Here is a 17,044-nt window from a genome sequence, read left to right on the forward strand (position 1 = left end):
GTCCGTTAAGTGGGTCTGGGGCGGCTGCGGCGGCCCTCGGGGAATCGAGAGGGGTTAGAATGATCGACCGTCGACTGCGGGGCGTCAGCCTTGCGGCCATGGCCTGCGCCGTGATGGCGCTGGGGGCCTGCGCCACGACCGGGACCGGTAAACCGGCAGGGTCCGCCGCCGCCGAGACGACGCCCAAGCCGCGCGTTCTGGCCACAGGGCTGGACGCCTCGGCCAATCCCGATCCCTTCCCCTCGACCTATCGGCCCCTGCCGAGCCAGAACATGGCCATCGTCGGCGCCACCGTCTTCGACGGCGCGGGACGCAAGATCGAGAACGGCGTGGTCGTGGTGTCCGACGGAAAGGTCCAGGCCGTCGGCGGCGCCGACACCCCGGTGCCGGCCGGTTATCAGGTCGTCGATGCGCGCGGCCGCTACGTGACCCCGGGCGTCATCGACGTCCATTCCCACCTCGGCGTCTATCCGTCGCCAGGCGTGACGGGCATGAGCGACGGCAACGAGGCGACCAGCCCCAACACCGCCCAGGTCTGGGCCGAGCATTCGGTCTGGCCCCAGGACCCCGGCTTCAACACCGCGCGGGCCGGCGGGGTGACCACCCTGGGCATCCTGCCGGGTTCGGCCAATCTGTTCGGCGGACGCGGCGTGACCCTGCGCAACGTACCGGCGATCAGCGTCCAGCAGATGAAGTTCCCCGGCGCGCCCCACCTGCTCAAGATGGCCTGCGGCGAGAACCCCAGCCGGGTTTACGGCGGCCGCAACCAGAGCCCGGCCACCGGCATGGGCAATGTCGCCGGCTATCGCGCCGGATTCATCGCCGCGCGCGACTACAAGGCCAAGTGGGACAAGTGGCGCGACACCGGCAACGGCGAGCCCCCGACCCGCAACCTGCAGCTTGAGACCCTGGTCGGGGTTCTGGACGGCTCCATCCTGGTCCAGAACCACTGCTATCGCGCCGATGAAATGGCGCTGATGCTGGATGTGGCCAAGGAGTTCGATTTCCGCATCCGCACCTTCCATCACGCCATCGAGGCCTACAAATTGGCGCCGCGCCTGGCGCGCGAAGGCGTCTGCGCCGCCATGTGGTCGGGCTGGTGGGGCTTCAAGATGGAGGCCCTGGACGCCATCGAGGGAAACGCCGCCCTGGTGGATGCGCCGGAAGGCTCCTGCGCCGTGATCCATTCCGATGATCCCGAGCTGACCCAGCGCCTGAATCAGGAAGCCGCCGTCTCTCTGGCCGCCGGCCGCGAGGCGGGCCTGAACATCCCGGAGGAGCGGGCGATCGGCTGGTTCACCCTGAACGCCGCCCGCGCCATCGGCATCGACAGGGAGACGGGCTCGCTGGAAGCCGGAAAGCGCGCCGATGTCGTGATCTGGAGCGCCAATCCGCTGTCGGTCTACGCCCGCGCAGATCAGGTGTTCATCGACGGAGCCAAGGCCTTCGACCGGTTTGATCCCGCCTATCAACCGACGTCCGATTTCGAACTGGGCCAGCCGGGCTTCGGCCTGGCCGCTGCCGGCGTGAACGAGGGAGCCCGCTGATGTCGCGCAAAGTCCTTCTCGCGGCTGCGGCCGCCCTTTCCCTTTCCGCCTTTCCCGCCTTCGCGCAGGACGGCCTTCAAGCAGCGCGAAGCGCGGTAGGCCAGATCGACTTTGTGGCGATCACCGGCGGCAAGGTGCTGACCGGAACCTCCGTCATCGAGAACGGCACGGTGGTCATCCGCGACGGTCGTGTCGTCTCAGTCGGAACCGGCGCTGCGCCGGCGGGAGCCCGCGTCATCGATGCGCGCGGCAAGACGGTGTCTCCGGGCATCGTCGCGGTCGACGCCGGCCTGGGCGCCCAGGAAGTGTCCTCGGTCGGCGGCTCCAGCGACCTGGCCAACGGCTCCAACAGCATCGGCGCTTCGTTCGATGTCTCCTACGGTCTGGACCCCTGGTCCTTCACCCTGCCGGTGGCGCGTCTGGGCGGCATCACGCGCGCAGTCGTCGTGCCGGCTCATGCCGGCGGCGGCGGCGGCTTCTCCAGCCACCAGGACGATGGCGACCACGGCGCCCACGACTTCGCGGGCATCGGCGGCGGCGGCCTGCAGTCGCCGGGCCTGTTCGCCGGTCAGGCGGCCGTGGTCCATCTGGGTCAGGGAACCGACATCCTGGTCAAGCCGCGCGTGGCCATGGTCGCCCCCTTCGGCGAGGCCGGGGCGGGGATCGCCGGGGGCGCCCGGGGCGCCCAGTTCGTTCAGTTCAAGGAAACCCTGGCCGAGGTGCGTCTCTACGCTCGCAACAAGGCGGCCTATGACCGCGCGGCCCTGCGCGGTCTCAGCGTCTCGCGGGCGGATCTGGAAGCCCTGATCCCGGTGGTCGAGGGCCGCATGCCCCTCATCGTCACCGTGCACCGCGCGGCGGACATCCAGCAGGTGCTGCGCCTGGCCCGTGAGGAAGGCTTGAAGGTCATTCTGGACGGCGCCGAGGAAGGCTGGCTGGTCGCCGATCAGATCGCGGCCGCCCGGGTTCCGGTTCTGGTCAACGCCATCGCCAACCTGCCCGGCGACTTCCAGCGTCGCGCCGCCCGGATGGAGAACGCGGCCGCCCTCAACGCCGCCGGGGTGGTCATCGCCATCAAGGGCAATGAGGGTTCGGTCCACCGCGCCCGCGAGGCTCGCTACAACGCCGGCAACGCCGTGTCGCACGGCCTGCCCTATGAGGCGGCCATCGCGGCCCTGACCGTCAATCCGGCGCGGATCTTCGGCGCCGACGGTCAGTATGGACAGTTGGCGCCGGGCGCCGCCGCGGATGTCGTGGTCTGGACCGGCGATCCGCTGGAGCCGCTCAGCCGGCCGACCGCCATCTTCATCGACGGCAAGGAACAGCCCCTGACCAGCCGCCAGACCGAACTGCGCGACCGCTATCTGAGCGGGGGCGAGAGCGTGCGGCCCGTGGCCTATCCGCAGTAGGAATGTCCATCTCCCTCCCCCCAGCGGGGAGGGAGATGTATGAGGGCAGGATGACCGCGCCCCGCATCTTCATCGACGCCGACGCCTGTCCGGTGAAGGACGAGGTCTACCGTGTGGCCGAACGCTATGGGCTGAAGGTGTTCGTGGTCTCCAACGGCTGGATCAACACGCGCCGCGACGCCTTTATCGAGCAGGTGGTGGTCGACGCCGGACCGGATGTCGCTGACGACTGGATCGCCGAACGTGCGGGGAAGGGCGACGTGGTCATCACCTCCGACGTCCCACTGGCCGACCGCTGCCTGAAGTCGGGCGCCCAGGCGCTGAAGTCCAATGGACAGGCGTTCAGCCCGGACTCTATCGGCTCAGCCCTCGCCGGGCGGATGGTGGGGGAGCACCTGCGCTCCATGGGCCTTCAGACCTCCGGCCCACCCCCATTTTCCAACGCCGATCGATCCCGGTTCCTCCAGTCGCTGGACGCCGCCGTTGTGCGCGCCAGGAAGGCCTTGGCGGGATGACCGTCCGCGTCGAGACCCTGGAATCCGAACTGGAGTTCCGGTTCTACCGCGCGGGCGGACCCGGCGGGCAGAACGTCAACAAGGTCGCCACGGCGGTGCAGATGCGGTTCGATGTCCGCAACTCGCCGTCTCTGACCGAGCGCGTGCGCGAGCGTCTGATGAAACTGGCCGGGGCGCGCCTGACGCTGGACGGGGTCATCGTCATCACCGCCGTGCGGTTCCGCACCCAGGAGCGCAACCGCGCCGACGCCATGGCCCGGCTTCAGGAACTGATCGATCAGGCCTCGATGGTTCAGGCGCGTCGCATCGCGACAAAGCCCACGCGCGCCTCCAAGGAGCGGCGGTTGCAGGGCAAGTCGAAACGCGGCGATATCAAGAGCGGCCGGGGAAAGCCGTCCCTGGATTGAGGACGCATTGAATTGAGGGTCAGCGGTCCGGCTTGATCGACAGCTGGAAGGCCACGAGACCCTCGGACACGTCGCGATCGAACCCTTCGCCGCCCCGCAGGCCCTCGGCCTCGATTTCGCGATAGACCACGCCGAACGAGCCCTGCATGTCCCCCTTGCGATAGGCCACGCCGATCGAGGCGTCGCCGAGGAAGGATCCGGAATCGTGGCTCATGCCGGACCGGGCGTAGTCGCCGTCGCGGGTGCGGGCGAAGTTATAGCCGACCGCCCGGCCGGAGCCGGCGGCATAGACGTACCACCTGGCGCGATCGCCGAAACGCTCGGACCCCTTGGGCGCCACATTGTCCATGCCCGATCCGATCCGCAGAGTCGCCCCGGCCTCGGCCGTGCCGCCGCTGTCGCCGACCCCGACCCCGGCGTGGGGCGTCAGGGTGACCTCAAGGCCGGAGGCGGTATAGCCGCGCGCGGCCTCCCAGCCCCGGGTGTAGCTGACGTCATAGCTGTCGACCTCGAACGCCGCGGAATCGAGGGCCGTGGGGAGGACAGGCGCGCCGTCGGCGCGGCGCAGGCCGCCACGGGTCGTGAGGCGCAGCCGATCACTGTGGCCGTCGCCTTCGCGCCAGATGTCGCGCCGCTCGATCGCCGCGATCTCGCCGAGGCGTCGGCCCTCGAAACGCTCCGCCGGTCGGGCGTCGTCGAGAAAGTCCACGCGCGGTCCGAACGCCGCCCGGGGTTCTTCGGCGACCGCATAGGTCGTGGCCGTTGGACGGGCGTCATAGAGGGCGGGCCCGGCCGCCAGCGGCGCTGGAGCCGGCGCGGCGCCGTTCAGGCGTGAGGTGGCGTTGCGGGCGCCGGCCGTCTGTCGGGCCGGCGCGGCGGCTTGCGGTCGCGGCGTCTCGGGCGCCGGGGACGCCCGACGGGCGGCTATGGCGGATAGCTCCTGGGCGCGGGCCCATTCCGGCGTGAAGGGGGCGGGAGAGGTCGTATCCCGCGACTGGGCGGACGCGGCGCCGGCCGCCGATCCGGCGGCGGCGCAAAGGATCAGCATCGCCAGAAGGCGCCGTCCGTCCCGCACATGTCCGTCCCTTTGCTTCAACGGTCCCTTCCCAGTCCGTTTCAGTCCCTGCCACCGTGACTCGGAACGGCCTCGAACGCCAAGGACAATTTCTGGTCGCATTTCGAATGCGTGGAGACCCTGTGGGTTCCGGATAACGAAAACGGCCCGGACGCGAACGTCCGGGCCGCAATTTCTCCTGACGAGGGTCGCCGCCTCACTGGCAGGCCAGGCACTCGTCGTAGTCGGTGCGGGCGATGGAGAAGAGGTCGGGCTGGTTCGGGTCCTTCTCCTCGTCCGCAGCCTTGCCCTCGGCGCCGGCGAAAGCGGCGCGCTGCACCGACTTGGAGCGCAGATAGTAGAGGGACTTCACGCCCCGCTCCCAGGCCGACCAGTGCAGCATGTGCAGGTCCCACTTGTTGACGTCGCCGGGGATGAAGAGATTGACCGACTGGGCCTGGCAGATTTCCGGCGAGCGGTCGGCGGCCAGTTCGATCACCCAGCGTTGATCCAGCTCGAAGGCGGTCTTGAAGATCGACTTCTCGTCGTCGTTCAGGCCCTCGAGGTGCTGGACCGATCCTTCGTGCTCGAGGATGGAGTTCCAGGTCTCATCGGTGTTCATGCCCTTGAGCTGGAGCAGTTCCTCCAGGAAGGGGTTCTTGACGGCGAAGGAGCCCGACAGGGTCTTGTGGGTGTAGATGTTGGCCGGGATCGGCTCGATGCCCGCGCTGGTCCCGCCGCAGATGATCGAGATCGAGGCGGTCGGGGCGATGGCCAGCTTGTGGCTGAACCGCTCCATCACGCCGCGCTCGGCCGCGTCCTCGCAGGGGCCCTTCTCCTCGGCCAGCAGGCGGCTGGCCTTGTCGGCCTCGCGGCGCAGGTGCTTGAACAGACGCATGTTCCAGCTCTTGGCCATGGCGGACTCAAAGGCCACGCCCTGCATCTGCAGGAAGGAGTGGAAGCCCATCAGGCCCAGGCCCACCGAACGTTCGCGCTTCGCCGAATAGACGGCCGCCTTCATCGCCGGCGGGGCGCGGGTGATGAAATCCTCCAGCACATTGTCCAGGAACCGCATCAGGTCCTCGATGAAGCGCGGGTCCTCGCGCCATTCCAGGAACTTCTCGGCGTTGACCGACGACAGGCAGCAGACCGCCGTGCGGTCGATGCCCAGGTGGTCCCGGCCCGTGTGCAGCATGATCTCCGAGCACAGGTTCGACTGTTTGACCGACAGACCCAGGTCGCGCTGATGCTGCGGCATCTGCCGGTTCACCGTGTCGGAGAAGATCAGATAGGGCTCGCCCGTCTGCATGCGGATTTCGAGAATCTTGGTCCACAGGTCGCGAGCCGCGACGGTCTTCCTGACTTCGCCGGTCTTGGGGGACTTCAGCTGGAAGGTCGCGCCGGCCTTCACCGCCTCCATGAACTCGTCGGTGATGTTGATGCCGTGGTGCAGGTTCAGGGACTTGCGGTTGAAGTCGCCCGAGGTCTTGCGGATCTCGAGGAACTCCTCGATCTCGGGGTGATAGACGTCCAGATAGACGGCCGCCGAGCCGCGACGCAGCGACCCTTGCGAAATCGCCAGGGTCAGGCTGTCCATCACGCGGATGAAGGGGATGATGCCCGAGGTCTGGCCCGCGCCCTTGACCTTCTCGCCGATCGAACGGACGCCGCCCCAGTAGGTGCCGATGCCGCCGCCGTTGGAGGCCAGGGCGACGTTCTCGTTCCAGACGTTCTGGATGCCGTCCAGCGAATCACCCACCGCGTTCAGGAAGCAGGAGATCGGCAGGCCCCGGTCCGCGCCGCCGTTCGACAGCACCGGCGTCGAAGGCATGAACCACAGTTTCGACATATAGTCATAAACGCGCTGCGCATGGTCGTGGTCGTCGGCGAAGGCCGTGGCGACGCGCGCGAACATGTCCTGATACGACTCGCCGGGCAGCAGATAGCGATCCTCCAGCGTCTTCTTGCCGAAGTCGGTCAGCAGGTCGTCGCGGCTGCGATCCAGCTCCAGGGACCGCACCACGGACAGTTGCGGGCGGGCATGGGCCTCCTCCCGCGCGTCGCCGGAAAGCGAAGCGAAATCCGTGGTTTTGAGCGCCTCTAGACCGGCCATGTCGTCTTCGTCCTGAACAAAAAAGTCTGAATGCGCCGTGTGAGGGCGACCACATCATCTTGTGGCCGAACCGCCCCCTCGGTCCAGATATAGGGCGCAGATGGTTGATGAGAGGTCAACGGACTTGACGATCACAATGTGGCCGAATCACTTCCGGAACCGGGGACAGGCCTGTGGGTGAATCCCGTAACGACGCCATGTCAGGGGTGTGACGGCGCCGCTGGGACTCGCCTGGCGGGCGATCACGATGGCGTGAATCGTCGCAGGCGGGAACGCGGCCGCCAGCTTGGCCGTTGGCCGCCCATGAACGAAACTATCCAGAATCCCAAGCCTACACTGGCCGCTCGGGTCTTCAGGGCCGCGCGCGGCGAGATCGCCGCCCTGGCCGCCCTGATGATCGTGGCTCTGGGCGTCCTGAGTTTCATCGAACTGGCCGACGACATGACCGAGGCCGACGGCCAGGTGTTCGACGGCGCGGTGCTGATGGCGCTGCGCCCGTTCGTCGACGATCCGGGGCGGCCCTGGGGGCCATGGTGGCTTCATGAGGCGGCGGCTGACCTCACCGCCCTGGGCGGGGTGGCGGTGCTGGGCCTGTTCGCCCTGGTGGCGGTGATCTTCCTGATCCTGCAACGCAAGCGGTTGTCGGCCCTGCTACTGGTTGTGGGACTGGCGGGCGGCGTCATGCTCAGCGAAGGCCTGAAGGCGACGTTCGAACGCGAGCGCCCGCCCGCTGTCTATCAGGCGGTGGAGACGATCAACGCCAGCTTCCCCTCCGGCCACGCCCTGCTGTCGGCCGTCTTCTATCTGACGCTGGGGGTGATGCTGACGCGGGCCTTCTCGCAGCGGCGGCTGAAGGCCTATGCGCTCGGCGTCGGAGTGCTCCTGACCATGATCGTCGGCCTGACCCGTATCTATCTGGGCGCCCATTGGGCGTCGGACGTCTTCGCCGGCTGGAGCGTCGGCGCCGCCTGGGCCATGACGCTCTGGCTGGTCTCCTGGGCCGTGGCGCGCCGCCAGCGCCGCGCCCATGCGGCCCTTCAGGACGAGGCGGACGCCGATGCGCCGGAAGTTTCCGCCAGTGTGTCGAAATGATGTGTTCGGACGGCCTTTCAGCCTCGGCTGAACCCTGACCATGTTGGGAATCGTTCGCACTTGCCGTCATGTTGCGGCGCCGCGTAAGGCCTCGTTCGTCATCGGGGAGTAGCCGCTCGCAGCGTTCAGCGAGACCCGCGTCAACAGACTTCCTCTCCCGGAGAGGATGGCGCGGGACGGTTCTGTCTTCAGGATCTCGGCAAGACCGCTGACGTTCGCAGGGACCTTGCGCGGGGCCCGGCTGCGAACGTCTCTGGTCTGTCCGCCGAGGCCCCCGCGAGTTGAATGTCTGGTGGAAGCTTTCCTCGTCTCGACCGGTCTCGTCGCCATCGCGGAGATCGGCGACAAGACCATGCTGCTGGCCATCGCCCTGGCGGCGGCCTGGCGAAGGCCCATGCCGATCATCCTCGGCATCCTTGTCGCGACCCTGGCCAATCACGCCTTCGCCGCCCTGGCGGGCACCCTGGCGGCCCAGTATCTGGGCGGCCCGTGGATGAAGTGGGTGGTCGGCCTGGCCTTCCTCGGGTTTGCGCTCTGGGCCCTGATTCCCGACACGCTCGATGACGACGCGCCCCAGACCACCATCAAGACGGCCTGGGGGGTGTTCTGGACGACGACCGCCGCCTTCTTTCTGGTCGAGATGGGCGACAAGACCCAGATCGCGACGGCGGGCCTGGCCGTGCGGTTCGAGAACTTGCTCCTGGTCGTCGCAGGGTCCACGCTGGGCATGATGCTGGTCAACGGCCCGGCCGTGTTGCTCGGCGAGACGGCGGCCGGGAAGTTTCCGCTCAAATATATCCGCTGGGCGGCGGCGGCGGCTTTTGCGGCGACCGGCGTCTGGGTGCTGCTGGCGGGTTAGACCTCGAACACCCGGTAAGGCGTGTCGCCCAGCGTTTTCAGCACGGGCAGGGCCACATTATAGACCGGCGTGCCCCGATTGGTTCGCCCTTCCGGCGCGCCGCGATGGGCGTGACCGTGCACCACCAGACTGACGTTGTCATAGCGGTCTATGGTCTCCGCCAGCCGGGATGAGCCGAGGAAGGCGTGGATCTCCGGCGGCTCGCCGACCACCGTATCGACCACCGGCGAATAGTGCAGCAGCACCACCGACCGCTCTGTCCGCAACATGCGGATCGAGTTCTCGATCAGGTTGGCGTCCTCGACCGCCGCCTGGACGAAGGTCTTGATCGGGCCCTCGCCGAAGGACGAGAGCATGTACCGACCGAACCCCCCGACGAAGCCTTTGCCGCCGGCGAAGCCGACGCCGTCGATCTCATGCGCGCGGCCGTCCAGCATCTTCACGCCCGCGTCGGTCAGCATCCGGCTGACCTCGTCCGGTTGCCCGCACTCGTGCTCGTGATTGCCCAGCACCCCGACCATCGGGATACGACAGGCCTTCAAATCCGAAAGCAGGTTCTCCACCTCCGGCGTCTTGCCGTAGTTGGTCAGGTCACCGCACAGGCACAGGACATCGGCGTCGTCGCCCACGCGCTCGAACAGGTCACGAAACGCGCCGCGCGTGGTCTCGCCGACATGCAGGTCGCCCACAGCGGCGACGCGCATGGCCTTCCGGGGGCCGGCCTCCATCCCCGGCTGCGGGGTCTGGCCGTCTTCTCCGCGAGGCGAGGCGGACATTCAAATGTCTCCCAGGCGAGCGTGGGGGGGCTGCTGCGGCATGGCCGGTGGCGGACGTCGCGGCCCCCACGACTCAGGTTCGCGCCGCGCCTCCCTCCACCAGGCCGGCGGATCGCTCCGGCGGCGTCCGCCGGGAACACCCGCCGGGCGCGGTTCGTCAGTGGACGGGGTCATGGCGTTCCTCCAGCCCCTTGCCCACCACATCGCCGAAGCCCCATTCAGCGACGTCGCAGACATAGTCGCGCGCGCTGAACAACCGCCCGCGACACACCTTCACCCGCGGCGCCGGCAGGTCGACCTGGGCCCGCAGCCGTTCCGAAAGCTCATGCATCAGCCAAGCCGGAACCCGGCCCCGCTCCGTCGGATAGGCGAAGCGGAAATTGACCAGATGCGCCAGGAGCACCTCCCAGTAGAGGTCCATCTGATCAAGCAAGCTCTTCCAGTCGATGGCGTCCGACTGCTTCAGGATGATGTGGTTCACATCGGCGCCGTCATAGCGATAGCGGTCCTGAATGAAGACCTTGGACAGGATCAGGGCGGTCGGCGGGGTGATGCCGACCTCGTGGCCATACACTTCGATGACGTCGCCGCCGAACCAGCTGTCGTTGACGGCGATGACGCCGTTGGACATGGCGAAGATCACATCGAAGAAATGGCGCTCGTCCTTCCAGACCTTGGCGATCCAGCGTTCATCCTCGACGTCCGTGCGATAGCCGTGGGCCTGGAAGAAGGCGAGGATGCGCGGGTAGTCGCCGGGTTTGCAGAAGACATCCAGATCCTTGGTCGGTCGGCGGATGCCCGTATAGGCCGTCACCGCGTATGTGCCCGACAGCAGGAAGGGGACGCCGCTTTCCTTCAGAAGCCTGAGGCTTTCCTCATAGAAGGACACCGCCTCTTCCGGCGGATGGAAGCAGGGGTCGGCGACGACGTCTGACATTGAACCTCGCAGTGCAGCCCGTACGGAACGGGCCGGTCGGGCCGCCGGTTCCGTGCGGCGGATCGTCTGACGTCGTCGGAAATTCCCTATCGGGAGGGCACCGGTTTCTTAACGGTATGACGGTTAAGCCCGACCTGTTGTGGGACGGTCGTGGGGGACCGAATGCACGGTCGCTGGCGACTGTTCAGACATGAGGCTGCGCGAAGGTCGGGACCCGGTCCCCTGACCTTCCTGATCCTCTATGCCGCCGCCCTGGCGGTCGGGACCCTGTCGACGCTGGCGTTCGGCGCGGTGGTGTTCTGGCCGGCCAATGCGGTGATGATCGCCGCCCTGCTGATGCTGCCGCGACGTTCGGCGGCGCTGGTTCTGGTCGCCGGGGTCGCGTTGAACCTGCTGAACAATCTGGTCCGCGGCGACCCGATGCCCTTCTACTTCATCAATGTGGCGATGAACGCCGTCGAGGCTGTGCTGGCCGCCGTCGTGGCGCGTCGGGTCAGCGGTGCGGCGCTGGACCTGAGCCGTCCGGGACGCCTGGCCCGTTTCGGCCTGCTGGCGGTCGCCCCGTCGGTGGCGGCGGTCACAGCGATCTCCGTCGGGATCGCCGTTGTGTTGAGGGATTATGGTCGCGACGAAGCCCTGTTCGTGACGCAGCGGTATTTCATGGTCGAGGCGCTGGGGGCGATGATCGTCACCCCGGCCCTGGTGATCCTGGGGCGAGGGGGACTGCGCCTGGCGGACGAAGACCGTCGCCGGTTCGAGGCGCCTCTCCTGATGACCCTGCTGTTCGCCGTGACGACGGCGGTGTTCAGCCAGACCGCGGCTCCGTCCGGCTTTCTTGTGCTGCCCTTTTTGCTGTTGGTCGCCTTCCGTCTGACGCCGTCGTGGGTCGCCGTCGCGGTGATCGGCGTGGCCCTGATCGCCGGGGCGGCCACCGCCCTGGGCGCCGGGCCCCTCGCTCTGGCCCGTCTGCCCGATATTCCGGCCCTGTTCGGGCCGGGCGGGACGGTCGCCCATCTGGCCGTCTATTACCTGTTCATGCTGGTCGTGGTGGTCACCGCCCTGCCGATCAGCACCTTCACGACCCAGCGTCGCCGCCTGATGGCCCGACTGCGCACCCGCACCGCCGCCGCCCATGCCGCGCGCCGTCAGGCGGAGCGGTCCGAGGCCGCCAAGTCCCGCTTCCTGGCCCTGATGAGCCATGAGATGCGTACGCCGCTGAACTGTGTGATGGGCTATGCCGAGGTGACGGCGGCCGACCCGATCCTGCCGATGATGGTGCGCGATCGTGCGACCCGCATCGGCGAGGCCGGCGAACGCCTGATGGCGATGATCGACGACGTGCTGGAGGCCTCCAGCGAGGACGACACCGTCGTGGTCGCGCCGCTCGACCTCGCCGGTGTCATCGAGGCGGCGCTCCAGCCTCGTCGCGCCGTGGCCGAGGCCAAGGGCCTGGTCATCGTCGTGGACATCCGGCCTGACGCGCAGACGCCCCTGATCGGCGACCGGCGGCGGCTGGTCCTGGCCCTGGGGCGGCTGGTCGACAATGCGGTGAAGTTCACCGCGCGGGGCGAGATCGTGGTGCGCGCCGATCGCCTGGACGGGCGCACGCTGATCGCCGTCAATGACACCGGTTGCGGCCTGGATCTCGAAGAGATCGACCGCCTGTTCGAGCCTTTCGAACAGGGCGACGCCTCGATCACCCGTCGCCACGGCGGCGCCGGGATCGGCCTGGCCGTCGCCCGTCGCCAGGCGCGGTTGATGGGCGGCGACATTCATGTTTCCGGCAGGCCGGGCGAGGGCGCGACCTTCACCCTGGATCTTCCGCTCGAGGACGCGCAGGGCGTGACCACGACCGCCGAGGCGGCGCCTCAGACGCTGCGGGTGCTGGTGGTCGACGATCACGCCGCCAATCGCGAAGTCGCCCGGCTGATGCTGACGGCCATGGGCTGCGAGATCGATCAGGCGGAAGATGGAGACGAAGCCATCAGCCTGGCCCGGACCGGCGGCTATGACCTGATCCTGATGGACGTCCGCATGCCGCGCGTGGATGGGCTGTCGGCGACGCGGTCGATCCGCGCGCTGGAGGGCGCCGCCGGCCGCACTCCCATTCTCGCGGTCACCGCCGATGCCATGCCTGAAGACGCTGTGCGGTGTCTGGCGGCGGGGATGGACGGCCACCTGGCCAAGCCCATCTCCTTCCACGGCCTGGCTCAGGCGATGAACCAGGCCTTGACCCGTGCCGAAGCTGACGGGGCAGGCAACGACTATTGGGCGGCGGACAGCCGCCGGGCCTCGGCCTGATCGGCGTTGGCCTGGGCCGTGTTGCCCATGCGACGGTGAACGATCCCCCGATTGTTCCAGGCGTGGTGGATGCTCGGATTCAGACGGATGGCCTCGTTGTAGTCGGCGATCGCCTCGGCGTGTCGGCCGGAGAAGGCATGGGCGTTGCCACGATTAACATAGGCGTTCGCATACCCCGATCGCTGGGCGATGGCCTGGGTGAAGTCGCGCACGGCGTCGTCATACCGTTGCAGGTGGTTGTAGGCGGTTCCCCGATTGTAGAAGGCGATCGGATAGACCGGTCGCAGGGTGATGGCCTGGGTATAGTCCGTCACCGCCCTTGCGTTGTCCCCGGCGTCCACCCAGGCCCGGCCGCGGTTGTAATAGGCCATGGCCATGTCGTTCTGACCCATCCGGCCGCTCTGGATCAGGCGGGTGCAGGCGTCGACCTGTTGCTGGGGCGTGTAGCCGGAGCCGGTCACGGCCGAGCAGGTGGTCTGGTCCTGGACCAGCGACGGCTGGGCGGTCGCCACGGATGCGAGGCCGATGACGGCCAGGGCGGCGAGGGCGGTCGGCAGGGATTTGGCGGTCCGGAACATCAGGTCTCTCCATGTCAGACGCCTCAGGGTGAGGGGTCTGGTCCGGCGGGACCACTGACCGAATCCGACGACGGGATCAGGCGGGGTCGGCGTAGACGCCCCGGAACGGGAATCGCCGCGCCCAGAAATCCTGGAGTTGGGGCAGGGCGTCTACGCGCCGCACGACCTCGCCCATGCGCGGCGCGACGGCGTGGAAACGGGGTCTGAGGGGACGCCAGCGGCTGACGACGGCGACATAGAGGTCCAGCACCGTCAGGTCGTCGCCCAGCAGGAACCGGCCGGGCGTCAGCTGTGACTCCATAACCGACCAGCAGTGGGAAATCCGGTCGGCTGTGCGCGCCGTGATCTGCGCCTGCGCCTCGGCGTCGTCCCCCACCAGCCGGCCGGGTTCGTCACGGATCCAGTACATCGAATAGATCGAGGCCGGGATGAAGCTCATCCAGCGCAGGAACTGGCCCCGGCGAGGGTCGCCCGGCGCCGGCGCCAGGCGGGCGTCGGGGAACCGCTCGGTCAGCCAGATCAGGATGGCGGCGCTTTCGGTGATTGTCTCGCCCTCGGGCGTGACCAAGGCCGGGATCTGGCGCATGGGGTTGGCGCCGGCGACCTTGTCGCGCTGGGCCTCGCCCTCCCAGGTCGGGGCCTCGATGACGCGGTACGGTCGGCCCATCAAGGTCAGGGCGGCCTCGATCGGAACCGAGCCCGAACCGGCGGCGCCGTAGACGGTGAAGCTCATCGTCGCATCCTCCGGCTTTTCCGAGCACCTTCGGAAGGCTATGCGAACGAGCGAGTGCAGGGGAGGTTCAAAATGCGCCGGATCGCCGTCATCACCCTTCTGGCGGGATTGCTCGCAAGCGCCGCCCCGGCCGTCGCCCAATCTACCGCCCCCGCTACCGCCCCTGCCGCGCAGAGCGCCGATCCGGGCGTGCTGTTCTGGACGCCGCAGCGGCGCGAGGCCGATTTCCGGCGCATGGCGGAGATCGTGCCGCATGCGGTGGTGAAGGCGTCGGAGACGCCGCGGGCCCTGGTCGCGGGCGCGCCGCTGGACCTCGACGTCGACGCCTTCATCGCGGCCGAACGGGTCGCGGGCCTGATGGTCATCCAGGACGGCAAGGTGAGGCTGGAGCGTTACGGCCTGGGCATGACGGCCGACGATCCCTGGGTGTCGTTCTCCATGACCAAGTCCCTGACCTCGACGCTCGTGGGCGCCGCGATCCGCGACGGCCATATCGGCGGGCTGGACGATCAGGTGGTCGCCCATCTGCCGGAGATGAAGGGCAGCGCCTATGACGGGGTCACCCTGCGCCAGCTGCTGACCATGACCTCGGGCGTGGCCTGGAACGAGGACTATACCGACCCGAACGCCGACGTGGCGCGCATGCTGGTCGTGGCGCCCGATCCGGGCGTGGACGCGACGATCAGCTATATGCGGCGCCTGCCGCGCGCGGCGACGCCGGGAACCCGCTGGCACTACAACACGGGCGAGACCAATCTGGTGGGGGTGCTGCTGGCCCGCGCGGTCGGCAAGCCCCTGTCGCAATATCTGTCGGAGACGATCTGGCGGCCGGCAGGCATGGCGCGGGACGGCCAGTGGCTGCTGGATGCGGGGGGCAAGGAGGTCGGCGGCTGCTGCGTCTCCGCCACGTTGCAGGACTGGGGCCGGGTCGGGATGCTGCTGCTCGATCAGGGCCGCATCGACGGCCGCGCCGTCACGCCCGACGACTGGTTCGGAATGGCGACGCGCAAACAGGCGGACATCGGCCTGCCGGGGCGGGGCTATGGCTTCCAGTGGTGGACGACCGACGCCGGAACCTTCGACGCGCGCGGCATCTTCGGCCAGATGATCCACGTCGATCCGGAGCGGCGGCTGGCGGTGGTCATCCTGTCCGCCTGGCCCGTGGCCACGGGCCGCGAACGGTCGGCGGCGCGCGATGCGTTTCTGGAGCGGGTGCGGCAGGCGGTGGACGCGGGGGGATAATCAGCAGGCGGTGCTTTCCCGCGAATGACTTTCCCTCTCCCTGTTGGGAGAGGGATTGAGCGCACGGCGGCGCAGCCGTCGTCCTGGCGCTCAAGGGTGAGGGGACGGACGGTGGAGTCGGCGTGAGCCGTCGCAGGGGCCGTGAGACGGCTTCGCGACTTCTGTACCGTCCCCTCATCCGCCCCTTCGGGGCACCTTCTCCCAACCGGGAGAAGGGAGAACGAACGCGCGCGAACTTTTGCTTTCCTCACTCTTCGAAACCATCCCCCGATCTGTCCCCATCTGCGGGGCATGAAAACACCACATATAGCGGTCTCGGAAAATGTGATCGCTAAATAGCCGCATTTCGGCTTGGCGCCGGGGGCGTCCGGACGCATGGTGAACGCCTCGATTCCGTCTCCCCGTTTCGCATCAGAGCGCCCCGATGAACGCACACGCCATCATCAAGCCCGGAACCGCCGGCCTGCTGACGCCCTCGGCCGCCTACAAGCCGTTCCGCTATCCGTGGGCGTTCGACATGTGGAAGAAGCAGCAGCAGGTCCACTGGATGCCCGAGGAGGTGCCGCTGGGCGAGGACTGCAAGGATTGGGCGGCCAATCTGAACGACGGCGAGCGCAATCTGCTGACCCAGATCTTCCGCTTCTTCACCCAGGCGGACATCGAGGTGCAGGACAACTACATGGAGCGGTACGGCCGCGTCTTCAAACCCACCGAGGTGAAGATGATGCTGGCGGCGTTCGGCAATATGGAGACCATCCATATCGCCGCCTACGCCCTGCTGCTGGAAACCATCGGCATGCCCGAGGCCGAGTTCGGCGCCTTCATGGAATACGAGGCCATGAAGGACAAGCACGACTACATGGGCCAGTTCGGGGTCGATACGGACGCCGACATCTGTCGCACCCTGGCCATGTTCGGCGGCTTCTCCGAGGGGCTGCAGCTGTTCGCCTCGTTCGCGATGCTGATGAACTTCCCGCGCCAGAACAAGATGAAGGGCATGGGCCAGATCGTCAGCTGGTCGGTGCGCGACGAGAGCCTGCACTGCGAGGGCATCATCAAACTGTACCACGCCTTCAACAAGGAGACGGGGGCGGTGACCAAGTCGGTGGCCAGCGACATCGTCGAATGCTGCCGCACGGTGGTGGACATGGAGGACAAGTTCATCGACCTGGCCTTCGAAATGGGCTCGGTCGACGGCATGACCCCCGAGGACATCAAGAAATACATCCGCTTCATCGCCGACTGGCGCCTGCGTCAGCTGGACCTGCCGGAACTGTACGGCGGCTCGCGCGAGAACCCGCTTCCGTGGCTGCAGGCCCTGCTGTCGGGCGTCGAACACGCCAACTTCTTCGAGGCGCGCGCCACCGAATACTCCAAGGCGGCGACGCAGGGGTCGTGGCACGGCGCCGACGGCGTCTGGACCGAGTTCGACAAGATGCTGGCCCGCCGCGACATGAGCATGGTCGCGGGCTGAGAGGGGC

General features: G+C 67.9%; 15 protein-coding genes and 1 riboswitch. Of the genes, 9 read left to right on the forward strand and 6 right to left on the reverse strand.

The genetic code is table 11. From position 1 onward, the window contains the following. The first annotated feature begins 59 nt into the window (after positions 1-59). Genes ACO2Q1_RS09205 through arfB form a run of 4 tightly spaced genes read left to right on the forward strand, consistent with a single transcriptional unit; the run spans position 60 to position 3,878 of the window. Positions 60-1,547: an amidohydrolase gene (locus ACO2Q1_RS09205; protein ID WP_423329207.1), complete on the forward strand. Its 1,488-nt coding sequence runs from the start codon at positions 60-62 to the stop codon at positions 1,545-1,547. Continuing rightward, on the forward strand, positions 1,547-2,956 hold the full coding sequence (locus tag ACO2Q1_RS09210; protein WP_423329208.1) for an amidohydrolase family protein: 1,410 nt from the start codon (positions 1,547-1,549) through the stop codon (positions 2,954-2,956). The genes ACO2Q1_RS09205 and ACO2Q1_RS09210 overlap by 1 nt, the downstream gene beginning before the upstream one ends. A gap of 50 nt (positions 2,957-3,006) precedes the next feature. Next, complete coding sequence (locus ACO2Q1_RS09215) at positions 3,007-3,471, forward strand: YaiI/YqxD family protein (protein ID WP_423329209.1); 465 nt, start codon at positions 3,007-3,009, stop codon at positions 3,469-3,471. Beyond that, entirely contained in the window at positions 3,468-3,878 is a 411-nt protein-coding gene (gene arfB, locus ACO2Q1_RS09220) for an alternative ribosome rescue aminoacyl-tRNA hydrolase ArfB (protein ID WP_423329210.1), read from the forward strand. Before ACO2Q1_RS09215 ends, arfB begins: the two co-directional genes overlap by 4 nt. A gap of 19 nt (positions 3,879-3,897) precedes the next feature. Here arfB and ACO2Q1_RS09225 read toward each other — a convergent pair whose 3' ends face one another. Beyond that, positions 3,898-4,974 carry a lipid A-modifier LpxR family protein gene (locus ACO2Q1_RS09225; protein ID WP_423329211.1) on the reverse strand — a complete coding sequence of 359 codons (1,077 nt, stop codon included), beginning with the start codon at positions 4,972-4,974 and terminating at the stop codon, positions 3,898-3,900. A gap of 175 nt (positions 4,975-5,149) precedes the next feature. Continuing rightward, positions 5,150-7,045, reverse strand: a complete 1,896-nt coding sequence (locus ACO2Q1_RS09230) for a ribonucleoside-diphosphate reductase subunit alpha (protein WP_423329212.1) — start codon at positions 7,043-7,045, stop codon at positions 5,150-5,152. A 303-nt stretch (positions 7,046-7,348) separates the two neighbouring features. On the opposite strand from ACO2Q1_RS09230, the gene ACO2Q1_RS09235 reads away from it, so the two are divergent. After that, positions 7,349-8,137 carry a phosphatase PAP2 family protein gene (locus ACO2Q1_RS09235; protein ID WP_423329213.1) on the forward strand — a complete coding sequence of 263 codons (789 nt, stop codon included), beginning with the start codon at positions 7,349-7,351 and terminating at the stop codon, positions 8,135-8,137. 91 nt (positions 8,138-8,228) lie between these two features. Then, a riboswitch (yybP-ykoY riboswitch) is annotated at positions 8,229-8,412 on the forward strand. Positions 8,413-8,429: 17 nt separating this feature from the next. Beyond that, positions 8,430-8,996, forward strand: coding sequence for a TMEM165/GDT1 family protein (locus tag ACO2Q1_RS09240; RefSeq protein WP_423329214.1), 567 nt, complete (start codon positions 8,430-8,432; stop codon positions 8,994-8,996). Here ACO2Q1_RS09240 and ACO2Q1_RS09245 read toward each other — a convergent pair. Next, positions 8,993-9,772, reverse strand: coding sequence for a metallophosphoesterase family protein (locus tag ACO2Q1_RS09245; protein WP_423329215.1), 780 nt, complete (start codon positions 9,770-9,772; stop codon positions 8,993-8,995). The genes ACO2Q1_RS09240 and ACO2Q1_RS09245 overlap by 4 nt on opposite strands. Positions 9,773-9,929: 157 nt before the next feature. Beyond that, a complete protein-coding gene (locus tag ACO2Q1_RS09250) occupies positions 9,930-10,709 on the reverse strand; it encodes a hypothetical protein (RefSeq protein ID WP_423329216.1) in 780 nt (259 codons plus the stop codon). 162 nt (positions 10,710-10,871) lie between these two features. On the opposite strand from ACO2Q1_RS09250, the gene ACO2Q1_RS09255 reads away from it, so the two are divergent. Further along, complete coding sequence (locus ACO2Q1_RS09255; RefSeq protein WP_423329217.1) at positions 10,872-13,010, forward strand: response regulator; 2,139 nt, start codon at positions 10,872-10,874, stop codon at positions 13,008-13,010. Here ACO2Q1_RS09255 and ACO2Q1_RS09260 read toward each other — a convergent pair. Further along, positions 12,974-13,588 (reverse strand): tetratricopeptide repeat protein, encoded by a 615-nt coding sequence (locus ACO2Q1_RS09260; protein WP_423329218.1) that lies wholly within the window; start codon positions 13,586-13,588, stop codon positions 12,974-12,976. The two genes, ACO2Q1_RS09255 and ACO2Q1_RS09260, sit on opposite strands and share 37 nt — an antisense overlap. A 76-nt stretch (positions 13,589-13,664) precedes the next feature. Continuing rightward, the gene (locus ACO2Q1_RS09265) at positions 13,665-14,321 is read right to left on the reverse strand and encodes a glutathione S-transferase family protein (RefSeq protein ID WP_423329219.1); all 657 of its coding nucleotides are present in this window, start codon (positions 14,319-14,321) and stop codon (positions 13,665-13,667) included. A 72-nt stretch (positions 14,322-14,393) separates the two neighbouring features. Here ACO2Q1_RS09265 and ACO2Q1_RS09270 point away from each other — a divergent pair, with 72 nt between their 5' ends. Next, positions 14,394-15,563: a serine hydrolase domain-containing protein gene (locus tag ACO2Q1_RS09270; RefSeq protein WP_423329220.1), complete on the forward strand. Its 1,170-nt coding sequence runs from the start codon at positions 14,394-14,396 to the stop codon at positions 15,561-15,563. Between the two features lie 424 nt (positions 15,564-15,987). Continuing rightward, positions 15,988-17,037, forward strand: coding sequence for a ribonucleotide-diphosphate reductase subunit beta (locus ACO2Q1_RS09275; RefSeq protein ID WP_423329221.1), 1,050 nt, complete (start codon positions 15,988-15,990; stop codon positions 17,035-17,037). Positions 17,038-17,044 lie beyond the last annotated feature (7 nt).

This window comes from Brevundimonas sp. VNH65 (assembly GCF_049445955.1).
Taxonomy (GTDB): domain Bacteria; phylum Pseudomonadota; class Alphaproteobacteria; order Caulobacterales; family Caulobacteraceae; genus Brevundimonas.